This is a genomic window from Williamsia sp. R60 (assembly GCF_054063855.1).
This window is the reverse complement of record NZ_JBSSGR010000004.1, coordinates 409,975-425,996: the sequence shown is the minus strand read 5'-3', so window position 1 is coordinate 425,996 and position 16,022 is coordinate 409,975. Positions and strand designations below refer to the sequence as shown.

The following is a 16,022-nucleotide window of genomic DNA, read 5'->3' as shown; positions in this document are numbered from 1 at the left end:
TCGGACATGGCCCGTGTCCGCCGAAGTTACGAGAGTTTGATGTCCAGACCGATGCCGAGGATGAAGATCAGCCAGATGACGCCGACGAACACGGTGAGGCGGTCGAGATTTCGCTCCACAACACTGGAGCCGGACAAACTCGACTGCACACCGCCGCCGAACAGCGACGAGAGTCCGCCGCCCTTGCCGCGGTGCAGCAGGACCAACACGATCAACAAGACGCTGGTGACCACCAGTCCGATGTCCAGGGCAAGCTTCACGTGTCGTTTCCTATCAAAGAGTTGTACTGACGGCCGATCTTCAACTGTACCGGCCGCGTCCCCCATCCCAGAATTGTGCCCTTTTGGCGAACAAACCCGCAGGTCAGCACCGCCAAAAGGGCACAAAATCGGTTGGTCAGGGCAGCGGTCCCCCGGCGGCGATCGCCGACAGGGTGGCGAACTCGTCGGACTTGAGCGACGCGCCACCCACCAGGGCACCGTCGACGTCGGTCTGTCCCACGATCTCGCCGACGTTCTTGGCATTCACAGATCCGCCGTAGAGGATGCGCACAGAGTCGGCGACCTTGGCGTCGGCCAGTTCCGCCAGCGTGGCACGCAGCGCCGCGCACACCTCCTGGGCGTCGGCGGCACTGGCAACGCGGCCGGTGCCGATGGCCCACACGGGTTCGTAGGCGATGACAACCTTGCTGATCTCGTCGGCGGACAGACCCGCAAGCGATCCCTTGAGCTGCGCGATGTTGTAGTCGACGTGGTTGCCTGCCTCGCGCACCTCGAGGCCTTCGCCGACACAGACGATGGGGGTCAGCTCGTACTTGAGCGCTGCCTTGGTCTTCGCCAGCACCACGTCGTCGGTCTCCGCGTGCATGGTGCGCCGCTCGGAATGCCCGACCACGACGAATGTGCACCCGAGCTTGGCCAGGAATGCGCCGCTGATCTCACCGGTGTACGCACCCGAATCGTGCGCCGAGAGGTCCTGCGCGCCATAGGTCAACAGCAACTTGTCGCCGTCGACGACGGTCTGCACGCTTCGGATGTCGGTGAACGGGGGGATCACCGTCACGTCGACCTTGTCGAAGTACTTGGCGGGCAACGCGAATGCGATCTTCTGCACCAGACCGATGGCCTCGAGGTGATTGAGGTTCATCTTCCAGTTGCCGGCGATCAGCGGCTTACGATTGGCCATCTCAGTTCTCCAACACCTTCAGTCCGGGCAACTCTTTGCCTTCGAGATACTCCAGAGACGCACCGCCGCCGGTCGAGATGTGCGAGAACCCGTCCTCGGGGAGACCGAGGGTTCGGACCGCCGCCGCGCTGTCGCCGCCGCCGACCACGGAGAACGCTCCCCCGCTGGTGGCTTCGATGATCGCCTGGGCCAGGCCCTTGGTGCCGGCGGCGAACTTCTCGAACTCGAAGACACCGGCCGGGCCGTTCCAGAACACGGTCTTGGCCTCGTGCAACACGGCCGCGAAGCGCTTGACCGACTCGGGACCGATGTCCAATCCCATCCAGCCGTCCGGGATCTCTTCTGCCGACACGGTTTTGGCCTCGGCGTCGGCCGCGAACCTGTCGGCGACGACCACGTCCACTGGGAGGTGGATGACGTCCCCGAACCGCTCGAGCAAGGACTTGCAGACCTCGATCTGGTCTTCCTGCAGCAACGACGAACCGACCGACAGCCCACGTGCGGCGAGGAAGGTGAACGCCATACCGCCGCCGATCACCAGGGTGTCGACCTTGGGCGCCAGGGCCTCGATGACGCCGATCTTGTCCGACACCTTGGAGCCGCCGAGCACCACCGCGTAAGGCCGGGCGGTGTCGGTGGTCAGCTTGGCCAGAACCTCGACCTCGGCTGCGACGAGGCCACCTGCGTAGTGCGGCAACAGCTTTGCCACGTCGTACACCGATGCCTGCTCACGGTGCACCACACCGAATCCGTCGGAGACGAACGCGCCCTCATCACCGGTCAACTCCACCAGCGCCTTGGCGAGCTTCTCGCGCTCGGCTGCGTCCTTGGAGGTCTCGCGCGGGTCGAACCGCACGTTTTCGACCAACAGCACGTCGCCGTCGGTCAGACCTTCCGAGCGGGCCAACGCGTCCCCGCCGACCACGTCACCGGCGAGCTGGACGTTACGGCCCAGCTCGGTGCCGAGACGCTCGGCGACCGGCGCGAGGGAGAACGCCGGGTCGGGCGCCCCCTTCGGACGGCCCAGGTGTGCGGTCACGATGACCTTGGCACCTGCGTCGGACAGAGCCTTGATGGTCGGCGCCGACGCAACGATGCGTCCGGCGTCGGTGATCTTGCCGCCGTCGAGAGGCACGTTGAGGTCGGAACGGACCAACACGGTCCTTCCTTCCACTCCGGTCTCGAGCAAATCGGCGAGGGTGGGAACCGAGGTGGTCACGGGTACGTCGTCTCCTGGCGCTGGAAGGACCGGATTACAGTGACTTGCCGACCAGGCCGATGAGGTCGACGAGGCGGTTGGAGTAGCCCCACTCGTTGTCGTACCACGACACGATCTTGACCTGGTCCTCGATCACCTTGGTCAGCGGCGCATCGAAGATGCTCGAGTGCGGGTCGGTGACGATGTCGGAGGACACGATCGGGTCGGTGCTGTACTTCAGGATGCCCTTGAGGGGGCCCTCGGCGGCAGCCTTCATCGCGGCGTTGATCTCGTCGACGCTTGCCGACTTCTTGAGGTTCGCGGTGAGGTCGGTGACCGAGCCGGTCGGGATCGGCACGCGGAGTGCGTAACCATCGAGCTTGCCGAGCAGCTGCGGGAGCACGAGCCCGATCGCCTTGGCGGCACCGGTGCCGGTCGGGACCACGTTCAGAGCGGCAGCGCGCGCACGACGGAGGTCACTGTGCGGTCCGTCCTGGAGGTTCTGGTCCTGCGTGTAGGCGTGAATCGTGGTCATCAGACCCTTGACGATGCCGAACTCGTCGTCGAGGACCTTGGCGATGGGGCCGAGGCAGTTGGTGGTGCACGAAGCGTTGGAGATGATGTTCTGGCTGCCGTCGTACTTGTCGTCGTTGACGCCCATCACGATGGTGATGTCCTCGCCCTTTGCGGGAGCAGAGATGATGACCTTCTTGGCGCCGGCGTCCAGGTGGCCCTTCGCCTTGGCAGCATCGGTGAAGATTCCGGTGGACTCGACGACGACGTCGACACCGAGGTCGCCCCACGGCAGCGCCGACGGGCCTTCGCGCAGCGACAGCGCCTTGATCTTCTGATCGCCGACGACGATGGTGTCGTCACCTTCGAGCGAGACGTCCTGCGGCAGGCGGCCCAGGATGGAGTCGTACTTGAGCAGATGAGCCAGGCTCGCGTTGTCGGTGAGGTCGTTGACGGCGACGATCTCGACGTCGGTGATGCCCAACGCCTTTTGTGCTTCCACGGCACGGAAGAAGTTGCGGCCGATCCGGCCGAATCCGTTGACGCCTACCCGAACGGTCACTGTGAGCTCCTTAGCTATGCGGTGTGCTGGGCCATTGTGTGGCTCCCGCCTCTGCGGCAGTGATCAGCCTAGTCGGCCCCGAACAGCCAGGCACGCCCGGTCCTGGCACCGGGCGTGGTGGGACGCCGAAGCGCCCGGCCGCGCTCGTCAGTCGTCGTCGAGCAGGTCGGCGGTGACCGCCGACTCGGTGTCGGGGATGCCTTCGGTCCGCGCCTTTTTATCGGCCATCGACAGCAGACGCCGGATACGGCCCGCCACAGCGTCTTTCGTCATCGGCGGATCGGCGAGCTGGCCCAACTCCTCCAGCGATGCCTGCCGGTGGGTGATCCGGAGCTGTCCCGCCGAGATCAGGTGATCCGGCACCTGGTCGCCGAGGATCTCGAGCGCGCGCTCCACCCGGGCCGCAGCCGCAACAGCGGCACGCGCCGACCGACGCAGGTTGGCGTCGTCGAAGTTCGCCAGGCGGTTGGCGGTGGCACGCACCTCGCGGCGCATCCGACGCTCTTCCCAGGTGAGCCGGGTGTCCTGCGCTCCCATGCGGGTCAGCAACGCGCCGATGGCCTCGCCGTCGCGGATCACCACGCGGTCGGCGCCGCGGACCTCACGGGCCTTGGCGGTGACACCGAGCCGCCGAGCTGCACCCACCAGGGCCAGCGCGGCCTCCGGCCCGGGGCAGCTGACCTCCAGGGCCGAGGAACGACCGGGCTCGGTCAACGATCCGTGCGCGAGAAATGCTCCACGCCAAGCAGCTTCGGCATCACCGATGGTGCCGCCGACCACCTGGGCCGGTAGGCCACGCACGGGTCTGCCTCGCATGTCCAGCAGGCCGGTCTGACGGGCCAGGGCCTCGCCATCCTTGGTGACGCGGACGATGTACCGGGCACTCTTGCGGATGCCGCCGGCACTGAGGACGTGGAACTCGGAGTTGTACCCGTAGAGGTCGAAGATCGCCTGGCGCAGCCGCCGCGCGACGTTGCCGAGGTCGACCTCGGCCTCCACCACCACACGTCCCGCGACGATGTGGAGTCCGCCCGCGAAACGCAGTAGAGCCGAGACCTCGGCCTTCCGGCTGCTCACCTGCGTGACCGCCAGACGACTCAGTTCGTCTTTGACCGCGGATGTCATCGCCACCGGACGCCGTCTCCCTCTGTGGTTGTTGGAACTATCGATCTGTAACTGGCGGCTTCACTATCGCACAGGCCGGCGATGAGAGCCGCCACGCGAGCGGGGTCGTGGGTGTGGGTGCCAGGGACTGCCAGTTCGCCGTCGTGCAGGGTGGCACCGAACTTCGCCGCAGCTCGTTCCACATGCTCGCGTTCGCGTCCGAAGGGCACCGACGCCGAGTCGACGACCACGTGGTCGACCCGGAAATCGTCGGCGTGGGCGAGCAGGACGTGCAGGTGCCGTTCAACCGAAAAACCGGCTGTCTCACCGGGTTCGGGGGCGAGGTTGACGATGAGGATCTTGCGGGCCGCCGTCCGTTTCAGGGCGGCGAGCTGCTCGGGTACCAACACATGCGGGATCACGCTCGAGAACCAGGACCCCGGGCCGAGGACCACCAGGTCGGCTCCGTCGATGGCGTCGACGGCCTCCGGGCACGCCGGCGGCTGGTGCGGCAGCAACCGGACCCGGCGCACCTTGCCCGGCGTGGTCGCGACCGCGACCTGACCGCGGATCGAATGGCTGATCCGCGGGTCGGCTTCGAGCCCGGACACATCGGCTTCGATGTCGAGGGCGGTGGCCGACATCGGCAACACCCTGCCCTGCACACCGAACAATGTGGTGATCATCTCCAGCGCCTTGACCGCGTCGCCGGTGACCTCGGTGAGCCCGGCGAGCAACAGATTTCCGACCGGATGGCCTGCCAGGGCTCCGCGCCCGCCGAAGCGGTGCTGCAACAGCGCGGCCCACTCCTCGGGTGGCCGTGCACCGGCGACCCCGGCGACATCCCGGCTCTCTGGTTCGGTGGCAGCGAGCAAGGCGGCAATGGCCATCCGGAGATCACCGGGCGGCAGGACGCCGAGTTCGGACCGCAGACGTCCGGACGATCCGCCGTCGTCGGCGACCGTCACCACGGCGGTCACGTTGTTGCTCAACCGGCGCATGGCGGTGAGGGTGGCGTACAGACCATGCCCCCCACCCAGCGCGACGATCGAGGGGTCGCGGCCGGTCATTCGCGGCCCAGATCCCGATGGGCCACCCGTACCGCAAAAGCGGCCGCGCCATCGGCCGGGCACGACAATCGGGCGGCGATGGCCTCGCTCATCGCGACGCTTCGGTGTTTTCCACCGGTGCACCCGATGGCAACCGTCATGTACCTCTTGCCCTCGCGCCGGTATCCCGCACCGACCAGTCTCAAGATCTGCTCGTATTTCTCCAGGAACTCATCGGCGCCCTCCTGACCCAGCACGTAGTCACGCACCGGCTCCTCGAGACCGTTGTGGTCGCGGAGCTCCGGCACCCAGTGTGGATTGGGCAGGAAACGAACGTCGGCCACCATGTCCGCGTCGATCGGCAGTCCGTACTTGAACCCGAACGACTCGACCACCACGCTCACGTCAGCGACCGACGCGTTCGCATATGCGCCCTCGATGATCACCCGCAACCTGGCCACCGACAGGTTCGAGGTGTCGATGACAAGATCCGCCCGTTCCTTCACCGCAGCCAGCATCGCCCGCTCGGTCGCGATGGCCGAGATCAGAGTGCCGTTGCCCTGCAACGGATGTCGGCGACGTACCTGCTCGAACCGCTGTACCAGCACCTGGTCCGACGCCTCGATGAACACCACCTTGGGATCGACACCGGTCAGGGCCAGTTCGGAGCGCAAAGCATCGAGGGCCGAGGCGTAGGAGTCGATCTGGATACGCATCACGATCGCCATCCGGGAGATGGCGGAGTCGTCGCGGCGGGCCACGTCCACCATCGACCTGATCAAGGTGTGCGGGACGTTGTCCACCACGTACCAGCCGGCGTCTTCGAGCAGGTTCGCAACGGTGCTGCTGCCGGCACCGGACAGTCCGGTGACCAGCAACACCTCGGTCAGCCCTGGGGCGCCGGTTGTGGTGCCGGCCTGCGATTCACTCACCTGGCGGATCCTGTCTGTTCACTGCCCTGATTATGTTCGACAAGTGCCTCTTGCACCGCCCGAGCGGTGGTCTGGCCGATCCCGGGTACCTCGGAGATCTGTTCGATGGTGGCCTGCCGCAGATTGGCCACCGACCCGAAGTGCGCGACAAGAGCCGCACGCCGGGTTGCTCCCAACCCGGGCACGCCGTCGAGTGCCGAGGCGGTCATCCGTTTGCTGCGCTTGCTGCGATGGAAGCTGATCGCGAACCGGTGCGCCTCATCGCGTACCCGCTGCAGGAGGAAGAGCGCTTCGCTGGTCCGGGGGAAGATGACCGGATCATCGTCGCCGGGCACCCATACCTCTTCAAGTCGTTTGGCCAGACCGATCACCGCGACATCGGTGATGTTCAACTCGTCCAGGACCGCCGCCGCCGCATGCACCTGTGGCGCGCCGCCGTCCACGACAAAGAGATTCGGTGGGTAGGCGAACTTGCGCGGACGCCCCGTCTTCGGGTCGATCGCCGCTTCCGGCGCCATGTCTCCCCCGTTCGGATCTACCTCGACGACGCCGTCAGCCGCTATGCCCCCACCGATCGCCGCGGTTGTCACCGGAGCTGCGGCCGCGACATCGGCACGGTGGCGCAGGAACCTGCGGCGTGTGACCTCGGCGATCGAGGCGACATCGTCGGACCGGCCGTCCCCGGCGGCCTCACGGATCGCGTAGTGCCGATAGTCGGACTTGCGTGGCAGGCCGTCTTCGAACACCACCAACGATGCAACCACGTCCGTGCCCTGCACGTGCGAGATGTCGATACATTCGATCCGCAGCGGCGCGGTGTCGAGGCCGAGGGTGTCCTGGATCTCGGTGAGGGCGGCCGACCGGGTCGTCAGGTCGCCCGCACGCTTGAGCTTGTGCTGGTTGAGGGCGTCGGCGGCGTTGCGCGCCAGGGTCTCCATCAGCGCCCGTTTGTCACCGCGTTGGGGGATGCGCAGGTCCACATTGCTCCCCCGCAGGCTCGAGAGCCATTCGCGGACTTCGTCGACGTTCGGGGGCAGCGTTTGTACCAGTACCTCCCGGGGTACCGGGTCGGCCTTCGCGTGGCCATCCTCCACGTCGATCGAGTCGGCTTGATCGACCTGCTCGCCGTAGAACTGCGTGAGGAACTGTCCGACCTGCTCGGCCATCTGGTCGTCGCCGGACTTCTCCACGATCCACCCACGTTGACCGCGGACGCGGCCGCCGCGGACATGGAAGACCTGCACCGACACCTCGAGCTGGTCGCCGTCCATGGCCACGAGATCGGCGTCGGTGCCGTCTCCGAGTACCACGGCCTGCCGTTCGAGTGCCCGCCGCAGGGCCCCGATGTCGTCGCGCAGCCGGGCCGCGCGCTCGAAGTCCAGCTCTGCCGATGCGCGTTCCATCTGGCCCTGGAGGTTGTTGATCATGCGATCGGTGCGCCCGGCGAGGAAGTCGCAGAAGTCCTCGACGATGGTCCGGTGTTCTTCTGCGCTGACGCGCCCGATGCACGGGGCCGCGCACTTGTCGATGTAACCCAGCAGACACGGTCGGTCGATCTGCTTGTGCCGCTTGAACACTCCGGAGGAACACGTGCGAGCGGGAAACACCCGGGTGAGCAGATCGAGGGTCTCGCGAATCGCCCAGGCATGCGAATAGGGCCCGAAGTAGCGGACCCCCTTGCGACGTGGTCCGCGGTAGACGAACAACCGCGGGTATTCCTCGGCCATCGTGACGGCGAGCATCGGGTAGCTCTTGTCGTCGCGGTAGCGGACGTTGAAACGCGGATCGAACTCTTTGATCCAGTTGTATTCGAGTTGCAGGGCCTCGACTTCGGTGGACACCACGGTCCACTCGACGGATGCCGCCGTGGTCACCATCTGGCGCGTACGGGGGTGCAGCGAGGACAGGTCCGCGAAGTAAGAGGTCAGCCGCGAACGAAGACTTTTCGCCTTGCCCACGTAGATCACCCGATGGTGGATGTCCCTGAATTTGTACACACCGGGCTCGGTGGGAATGCTCCCCGGAGCCGGGCGGTACGTAGACGGGTCAGGCACGATTCCAGGCTAGTACCCCGCGCCGACAAGGCCGCACACGCGGCCGCCGCCCCCGGTGAGGACTCGCGATGCTCAGGTCAGCGTTCAGGGTCGTGGGTGTATCGGTCGCGCAGGGCGCGGAACTCGTTCATGGCCGCGATCGCCCTCTCGCCGTCGTTCGCCTGGATGGCCAGTACCGGGACATGTTCGTCCTCCGGGAGTTCCAGGCGCGCCCAGTTCGCGCTGTCCGGATACCTGAGCCCACGCACGATGCTCCAGTCGAAGATGCGCTCCTGCAACAGGTTCCGGACCGCGACACCCTCCGCCCCGACCCTGATGCGGGCGCGGGTGAGGGTGAGGAGCGACCCACCGATCAGGCACCCGATCAGTGCCATGGCGACCTGGTCCGAGGTGCGGAAGTACGCTCCGGTGTCCGAGACGCGCAACAGCGCTGCGATCACGATGAAGACGATGATGATGGCCGCCCCTGCGACGATCGCGTAGCGCGGCGACTTCCGTGGTTTGTACTCCAGCTGCCATCGGTCCTCGTCCCGGCTGCCGGAGGTGTTCGCGGTCACGGTCGAACGCAGTCTCATCGGACCTCGGCTGGGTTGTCGTCTCGGGCGAGTGTCCGCAAGATCAGCGCCGACGCGATCGCCGCGGTGGCAGCCTGGGCGCCCTTGTCTTCTTTCGACTCGGGAAGTCCGGCACGGTCGAGCGCCTGCTGTTCGTCCAGCGTGGTCAGCACCCCGTTGCCGACGGGGGTCGACTCGTCGAGCGACACCCGGGTCAGACCTGCGGTGACCGCATCGCAGACGTATTCGAAGTGAGGCGTCTCGCCCTTGATCACCACTCCGAGGGCAACGACGGCGTCATGGGTCCGGGCCAGCGCCTGCACGATGACGGGCAGTTCGATGGCACCGGCCACGCGGATCACCGTAGGCGCATCGATCCCGGCCTTGGCCGCGGCGGTGGTGGCGCCGCGCAGCAGCGATTCGCAAATGGTCGAATGCCATTGCGAGGCAACGATCGCCAGTCGCAGACTGCTCGCGTCACCGAGCTCGAGTTCGGGTTCTCCGGCGCCGCTCATGCGGGGTTGCCTCCGCTCACGTTGAAGGGGTGGCCCGGGTCGTCTTCGAGTCCGACCAGGTCGTGACCCATCCGGTCGCGCTTGGTCCGCAGATAACGCAGGTTCTCGGCGTTGGGACGCACGGGCATCGGCACTCGTTCGGTGACGTGCAGGCCGTAACCGTCGAGGCCCACCCGCTTGGCCGGGTTGTTCGTCAGCAACCGCATCGACGACACACCCAGATCGACGAGGATCTGTGCCCCCAGACCGTAGTCGCGGGAGTCGGCAGGCAGACCCAGCTCCAGGTTAGCGTCGACCGTGTCCGACCCGGCATCCTGCAGCTGATAGGCCTGCAGCTTGTGCAGCAGGCCGATGCCGCGGCCCTCGTGGCCCCGCATGTAGAGGACGATCCCGCGGCCTTCGTCGGCCACCATCTCCAGGGCGGCGTCGAGCTGGGGACCGCAATCACAACGCAGCGACCCGAAGACATCGCCGGTCAGACACTCGGAGTGGACGCGAACCAGCACGTCGTTGCCCTCGCCGTCTGCGCCGGCGATGTCGCCCAGTACCAGCGCGACGTGTTCGACATCGTCGTAGATGCTGGTGTAACCGACAGCCCGGAACGTGCCGTGCGCCGTCGGGATCCTGGCATCGGCCACCCGCACCACATGCTTCTCATGGCGACGTCGCCAGGCGATCAGCTCGGCGATGGAGATCAGCGCGAGGTCGTGTTCGTCGGCGAACACCCGCAGTTCCGGGGTCTGGGCCATCGCGCCCTCGTCCTTCTGGCTGACGATCTCGCAGATGACCCCGGCAGGCGACAGATCGGCCATCCGAGCCAGATCGACCGCGGCCTCGGTGTGGCCGGGGCGGCGAAGTACACCGCCCTCCTTGGCGCGCAGGGGAACGACGTGGCCGGGCCTGGTGAAGTCCCCCGCCGTGCTCGCCGGGTCGGCCAGCAGGCGCATGGTGGCGGCGCGGTCCGATGCGCTGATGCCTGTTCCGATTCCCTCGCGGGCATCAACCGTCACGGTGTAGGCGGTGCCGTGCTTGTCCTGGTTCACCGAGTACATCGGCGGAAGCCCGAGGCGGTCACAGTCGGCACCGTCGAGTGGCACACACAGGTATCCCGAGGTGTAGCGGACCATGAAGGCCACGAGTTCAGGGGTGGCCTTCTCGGCCGCGAAGATCAGGTCGCCCTCGTTCTCCCGGTCCTCGTCGTCCACGACGACAACGGCTTTTCCGGCAGCGATGTCGGCGATGGCCCGCTCCACCGTGTCGAACCTGGTGGTCTGGCGCAGGCCGTCGACCTCGTCCGTTGGACTGTTCATCGCTGTACTCCGATCGCGGCTAGCCGTTCGACGTATTTGGCGATCACGTCTACCTCCAGGTTAACGACCACCCCCGGGACGGCCGCACCCAGCGTCGTCAGATCGAGAGTGGTTGGGATGAGCGAGATCTCGAACCAATCGGGTCCGATGGCCGAAACGGTCAGTGACACACCGTCGACGGTGATCGAGCCCTTCTCGACGATGTAGCGCGCAACCGCCGTCGTGGTACCGATCCGCACGACGGTCCAGTTCTCCGCCTGGTTCACGGTCTGGACGGTGCCGACACCGTCGACATGCCCCTGCACGATGTGTCCGCCGAAACGGCCACCGGCGGGCATCGCACGCTCGAGGTTGACCGGGCTGCCGGGACTGACGGTGGCCAGTGAGCTGCGGGTGAGGGTCTCGGCCATCACGTCGACGGTGAACTCACCGCCGGGCCGCAGTTCCACCACGGTCAGGCAGACGCCGTTGACGGCGATCGAGTCACCGTGACCGGCATCGCTGGTGACCAGGGGCCCACGGACGGTGAACCGCGCCGCGTCGGACAGGTCTTCACGCGCGACGATACTGCCGCGTTCTTCGACGATTCCGGTGAACATCGCCAACTCCTCACATCGCTGCTGCGATCTCAGGGCGGCGTAGCACGTGCCGATCCGTCGGACCGGCTGTGGTGTTCTCTTTCATCCGGACTATCACCGTCGGCTCCGGAATCTCACCGGAATCTGCTGACCCCGCATCGCGTGATGCGGGCGCTCGCGGGCTCCGCGGACGAACTGTCGCCCACGATTACCGCCGGTGGGGAATTACACCCCGCCCCGAGAACTTCCACCTACGAAGTTAGCACATCCATCGATCCCGCTGACCAGCGAGAAGGCCATGAAATGGCCGGTCAGCGGGTTGCGGTCAGGGTGAGCAGAACGTCGTCACCGAGTGTCTCCACACGATCGGTCGAAAATCGCCTCGCCTGCTGCAGGGTGGTGACCGTGTCGTCCGTGATCGCCGCGAGTCCCCCGCCGATCACCAGCGGGGCGACATACGCCTGCACCCGGTCGACCAAACCCGCCGCGAAGAACGCACCGAGCAATCGTGATCCGCCCTCGATCTGCACATTGCTCAGCTCGGCGAGGGCCTCCACCACGGCTGCCGGTTCGTGCTCACGAATGCGGATGGTGCGCGCTCGACCGTCGAACACCTTGGCCTCCGACGGGATGGCCGACGATCCGACGACAACTCGCAGTGGCTGGTGTTCCCGGAGTGAGCCGTCGGGGTACCTCGCGGTGAGGCTCGGGTCGTCGGCCAGTACGGTGCCCGTGCCGACGACGATCGCGTCGATCTGCGCACGTTCGTCGTGCACACGCTCACGTGCGGCCGGACCCGTGATCCACTGGCTCGAGCCGTCGGGCGCAGCGACCCGTCCGTCGACGGATGCGGCGAACTTGGCGGTCACCATCGGACGGCCGTGCTCCTGACGGAACAACCATTCGCGAAGTGGGCCGGCGGCAACCGTGTCGGCGCACACGCCGCCGTGCACCTGGAGTCCCGCAGCCTCGAGTCGCTGATGTCCTCCCGTGGCAACGGGGTTGGGGTCGGCGACCGCGTAGTGGACAACTCTGATTCCGGCCGCGATCAGTGCCTCAGAACACGGCCCGGTTCGCCCGGTGTGGTTGCACGGCTCGAGGGTCACCACTGCGGTCCCACCCGCAGCTCTGTCTCCTGCCTGCCCGAGAGCGACCACCTCGGCGTGCGGGCCCCCGGCCTCCCTGGTGTGTCCGACCCCGGCGACGTTTCCGTCGGCGTCGAGGATCACCGCGCCGACTGGCGGATTCGGGGTGCTCAGTCCGCGCGCACCGATCGATTCGCTCATCGCGCGGTGCATCGCCGCCGAGACAGGTCCGGTCACGGGAGTCGCGGCGCTCGTCACTGTCGAGCGCTGAGCGCCTGTGCGCGAAGCGATTCGACGGCTTGCGCGGGGTCATCGGCCCCGTAGACCGCCGATCCCGCAACAAAACAATCGACACCGGCCGCGGCCGCTTGTTCGATGGTGTCCGCGTTGATGCCCCCGTCGATCTCGACGAGTACACGCAATTCACCGGAATCGACGAGCTTGCGGATGCGCCGGACCTTGTCGAGCACGTCAGGGATGAACGACTGCCCGCCGAAACCGGGTTCCACACTCATCACCAGCAACGTGTCGAACTCTCTGAGGATCTCGAGGTACGGGTCGAGGGACGTGCCGGGTTTGATACTCAGACCCGCCTTCGCGCCGGCGGCCCGGATGTCGCGCCCCACGGCCACGGGATCGTCGGTGGCCTCCGCGTGAAACGTGACGTTGTGTGCCCCCGCCTCGGCATAACCCGGGGCCCACCGCTTCGGGTCCTCGATCATCAGGTGGCAGTCGATCGGGATATCCGTGCTCTTGAGCAGGCTTTGCACCACCGGTAGGCCGAGAGTGAGGTTCGGGACGAAGTGACCGTCCATCACATCGACGTGTAGCCAATCGGCACCGGTGACCGCATCTGCTTCGGCTCCGAGCCTGGCGAAGTCGGCGGACAGGATGGACGGCGCGATCATCGGCTGATTCGACATGCAGTCATCCTAATGTCGGGGCTAGACCCAACCCAACGGACCGGTCCGGACTGCTGCACACGCGTTTTGGCGTGTCGTATCCCGCCGCCGATCAGTTCTTGCGGAGCGCCGCGAAGAACATGGCGTCGGTGCCGTGCAGGTGAGGCCAGAGCTGCACATACGGCCCTCCGGTCAGATCGTCCACGGGTACCAGGTCACGGGTGTCCAGTGCGGTCACCGGCAACTCGGCGATCGCCCAATCCGCCACCTCGCGGGTTTCGGCCGGGTGTGGTGAGCACGTGGAGTAGACCACCACGCCACCCGGCCGGAGCTGGTCCACCGCCGACGCGAGCAACTGCTTCTGCAGCGCGACGAGATCGGGAACGTCATCTGGGTTGCGTCGCCACCGGGCCTCTGGCCGGCGCCGGAGGGCACCGAGGCCGGTGCACGGGGCGTCCACCAGCACACGGTCGAACCCTGGCTCCAGGCCTGGGTCACGCCCGTCGCCGACGATCACGTCGACGGGTAGCTCCCGGGTCGCCTTACGGATCAATTCGGCGCGGTGCGGGGCTTTCTCGACCGCGGTGACCCGCGCACCGTCTATGTCGGCAAGAGCGCCGAGCAGGGCCGCCTTGCCACCAGGACCGGCGCACAGGTCGAGCCATCGACCGGCGTCGTCGCCGTCGAGAGGAGCGATCGCGAGTGCGCGGGCCACCAACTGACTGCCTTCGTCCTGGACGCCGGCCAGACCTTCACGGATCGGTTCGATGTCGCCTGGATCGCCGCTGTCGAGGTACACGCAGTAGGGCGAGTAGCGGCCCACGTCACCTCCGGTGACGGCGGCGAGTTCGTCGGCGGTGATCATGCCCGGCCGGGCGACCAGATGGGTCGACGGGCGTTCGTCGTCCGCCGCCAGTGCGGCCTGCAGAGCACCCGCCGAACCACCGAGCGCGTTGTCGAACACCTCGGCGATCCAGCGCGGATGAGCGTACTGAAATGCCAGATGACCGATGAGGTCCTCACTGATCGGCGGTGCGAGCGCGTCCACCCACAGCTCTTCGGTGCGCTGGGAGATCTTGCGCAACACTGCGTTTGCGAAACCCACAGGTCCGTGACCGGCGCGGGAACGGACGAGGTCCACCGACGTCGAGACGGCGGCATGCGCGCCGATCCGCGTCCGCAACAGTTGGTATGCACCCAACCGCAGCACATCGAGGACTGCCCCGTCGATCTCCTCGACGGGCCTTTTCGCGACGTCGGAGATGATCTGGTCGAGCAACCCCACCGCACGGCTGGTGCCGTAGGTCAGTTCGGTGGCCAGGGCAGCGTCGCGGCCGGTGATCTTGCGGTCCCGCAACATCTTCGGCAGTACCAGGTTGGCGTAGGCGTCCCGCTCACGCACAGCGGCCAGCACCTCCACGGCAGCCTGCCGGGCCGGATCTATCGGGGTGTGTTCCTGATCGTCAACGGGGCGGTTCATGTGAGTGCCTGTCCATCGGTGAGCCTGGCCCCGCGCGCCCAGTCGGGACCGGCCATTGCTTTTTTGCCTTGCGGCTGAACTGAATCGAGTCGAATCGGCACCGTCTTGGTACCCACGTACAGGGCCTTCTTCGTCACGGCCAGCTCGCCCGGAGCCGGCGTCACATCGACCGGTTCGGTGACCATCGACGCACGTAACACCTTGACCCGCAGATCATCCAGCGTGGTCCAGGCACCTGGGTGGGGTGTCATCGCCCGGATGTGCCGATCGATCAGGTGCGCCGGTAGGTCCCAGCGAATGCGTGCGTCGTCGATGGTGATCTTCGGAGCCGTGCTGATGCCGTCGGCCGGTTGCGGTTTGGCTTCCAGGTAGCCGTCCTCGATGCCGTCGAGGGTGGTCACCAGCAGGTGCGCCCCTGTCTCGGACAGCCGACCCAGCAGGTCGCCGGCGGTATCGGTGTCGCGGATCCGTTCGGTGACCACGCCGAAGACCGGGCCGGTGTCGAGACCTGCTTCGAGCCGGAAGGTACTGGCGCCGGTCATCTCGTCGCCCGCAGCGATCGCCGCCTGCACCGGTGCAGCGCCGCGCCATGACGGCAACAACGAGAAATGCAGATTGACCCAGCCGTGGGTGGGAAGATCCAGCAGCTCCGGCGGTACCAGTCCGCCGTAGGCCACCACCGGGGCGCAGTCGGGCGCCCACTCTCGTAATTGCTCGACAGCATCGGGATCATTGAGCCTTCTCGGAGTGATCACGGGGATGGCGTGCTCGTCGGCGAGGGCAGCCACCGGTGACCGGGTGATCTTCCGTCCCCGGCCCGCTGCTGCGTCGGGCCGACTGATCACGCCCACGACCTCATGGCGGGGCGACTCGATCAACGCCTCGAGAGACGCAACCGCGGGTTCGGGCGTGCCTGCGAACACCACCCGCATGTAGTACCCCAATCTCCGAGTTCTGTCCGCGTGTTCGCGGCCGACCAACAGCCTAGCCACCCAGAAGCC

16 protein-coding genes and 1 riboswitch are annotated in these 16,022 nt (G+C 66.7%); all 16 genes read right to left on the bottom strand.

Annotated features, from left to right (window positions below):
- Nucleotides 1-26: 26 nt before the first annotated feature.
- The gene (secG, locus tag ACVWY6_RS20940) at nt 27-260 is read right to left on the bottom strand and encodes a preprotein translocase subunit SecG (RefSeq protein ID WP_023959413.1); all 234 of its coding nucleotides are present in this window, start codon (nt 258-260) and stop codon (nt 27-29) included.
- 136 nt (nt 261-396) lie between these two features.
- Nucleotides 397-1,185: a triose-phosphate isomerase gene (gene tpiA, locus ACVWY6_RS20935; protein WP_400730237.1), complete on the bottom strand. Its 789-nt coding sequence runs from the start codon at nt 1,183-1,185 to the stop codon at nt 397-399.
- 1 nt (nt 1,186) lies between these two features.
- Nucleotides 1,187-2,404 (bottom strand): phosphoglycerate kinase, encoded by a 1,218-nt coding sequence (locus tag ACVWY6_RS20930; RefSeq protein WP_457540668.1) that lies wholly within the window; start codon nt 2,402-2,404, stop codon nt 1,187-1,189.
- Nucleotides 2,405-2,438: 34 nt separating this feature from the next.
- On the bottom strand, nt 2,439-3,458 hold the full coding sequence (gap, locus tag ACVWY6_RS20925) for a type I glyceraldehyde-3-phosphate dehydrogenase (RefSeq protein WP_457540666.1): 1,020 nt from the start codon (nt 3,456-3,458) through the stop codon (nt 2,439-2,441).
- A gap of 147 nt (nt 3,459-3,605) precedes the next feature.
- Nucleotides 3,606-4,589 (bottom strand): DNA-binding protein WhiA, encoded by a 984-nt coding sequence (gene whiA, locus ACVWY6_RS20920; RefSeq protein WP_023959419.1) that lies wholly within the window; start codon nt 4,587-4,589, stop codon nt 3,606-3,608.
- Nucleotides 4,580-5,632, bottom strand: coding sequence for a gluconeogenesis factor YvcK family protein (locus tag ACVWY6_RS20915; protein WP_457540664.1), 1,053 nt, complete (start codon nt 5,630-5,632; stop codon nt 4,580-4,582). Before ACVWY6_RS20915 ends, whiA begins: the two co-directional genes overlap by 10 nt.
- Nucleotides 5,629-6,552: an RNase adapter RapZ gene (gene rapZ, locus ACVWY6_RS20910; RefSeq protein ID WP_051406560.1), complete on the bottom strand. Its 924-nt coding sequence runs from the start codon at nt 6,550-6,552 to the stop codon at nt 5,629-5,631. The genes ACVWY6_RS20915 and rapZ overlap by 4 nt, the downstream gene beginning before the upstream one ends.
- Nucleotides 6,540-8,597, bottom strand: a complete 2,058-nt coding sequence (gene uvrC / locus ACVWY6_RS20905; RefSeq protein ID WP_400730250.1) for an excinuclease ABC subunit UvrC — start codon at nt 8,595-8,597, stop codon at nt 6,540-6,542. The genes rapZ and uvrC overlap by 13 nt, the downstream gene beginning before the upstream one ends.
- Nucleotides 8,598-8,674: 77 nt before the next feature.
- Nucleotides 8,675-9,154: a PH domain-containing protein gene (locus ACVWY6_RS20900; RefSeq protein ID WP_457540662.1), complete on the bottom strand. Its 480-nt coding sequence runs from the start codon at nt 9,152-9,154 to the stop codon at nt 8,675-8,677.
- Between the two features lie 14 nt (nt 9,155-9,168).
- Nucleotides 9,169-9,666 (bottom strand): 6,7-dimethyl-8-ribityllumazine synthase, encoded by a 498-nt coding sequence (gene ribH, locus ACVWY6_RS20895; protein ID WP_457540660.1) that lies wholly within the window; start codon nt 9,664-9,666, stop codon nt 9,169-9,171.
- Entirely contained in the window at nt 9,663-10,976 is a 1,314-nt protein-coding gene (locus tag ACVWY6_RS20890) for a bifunctional 3,4-dihydroxy-2-butanone-4-phosphate synthase/GTP cyclohydrolase II (protein ID WP_457540659.1), read from the bottom strand. Before ACVWY6_RS20890 ends, ribH begins: the two co-directional genes overlap by 4 nt.
- Nucleotides 10,973-11,575 (bottom strand): riboflavin synthase, encoded by a 603-nt coding sequence (locus tag ACVWY6_RS20885; RefSeq protein ID WP_023959433.1) that lies wholly within the window; start codon nt 11,573-11,575, stop codon nt 10,973-10,975. Before ACVWY6_RS20885 ends, ACVWY6_RS20890 begins: the two co-directional genes overlap by 4 nt.
- A gap of 69 nt (nt 11,576-11,644) precedes the next feature.
- Nucleotides 11,645-11,803: riboswitch (FMN riboswitch) on the bottom strand.
- A gap of 62 nt (nt 11,804-11,865) precedes the next feature.
- Nucleotides 11,866-12,852, bottom strand: a complete 987-nt coding sequence (ribD, locus tag ACVWY6_RS20880) for a bifunctional diaminohydroxyphosphoribosylaminopyrimidine deaminase/5-amino-6-(5-phosphoribosylamino)uracil reductase RibD (protein WP_457541178.1) — start codon at nt 12,850-12,852, stop codon at nt 11,866-11,868.
- A 41-nt stretch (nt 12,853-12,893) separates the two neighbouring features.
- Nucleotides 12,894-13,562 (bottom strand): ribulose-phosphate 3-epimerase, encoded by a 669-nt coding sequence (gene rpe / locus ACVWY6_RS20875; protein ID WP_023959437.1) that lies wholly within the window; start codon nt 13,560-13,562, stop codon nt 12,894-12,896.
- A gap of 91 nt (nt 13,563-13,653) precedes the next feature.
- The gene (locus ACVWY6_RS20870) at nt 13,654-15,021 is read right to left on the bottom strand and encodes an RsmB/NOP family class I SAM-dependent RNA methyltransferase (protein ID WP_457540657.1); all 1,368 of its coding nucleotides are present in this window, start codon (nt 15,019-15,021) and stop codon (nt 13,654-13,656) included.
- A complete protein-coding gene (gene fmt, locus ACVWY6_RS20865) occupies nt 15,018-15,953 on the bottom strand; it encodes a methionyl-tRNA formyltransferase (protein WP_457541176.1) in 936 nt (311 codons plus the stop codon). The genes ACVWY6_RS20870 and fmt overlap by 4 nt, the downstream gene beginning before the upstream one ends.
- Nucleotides 15,954-16,022: the final 69 nt, after the last annotated feature.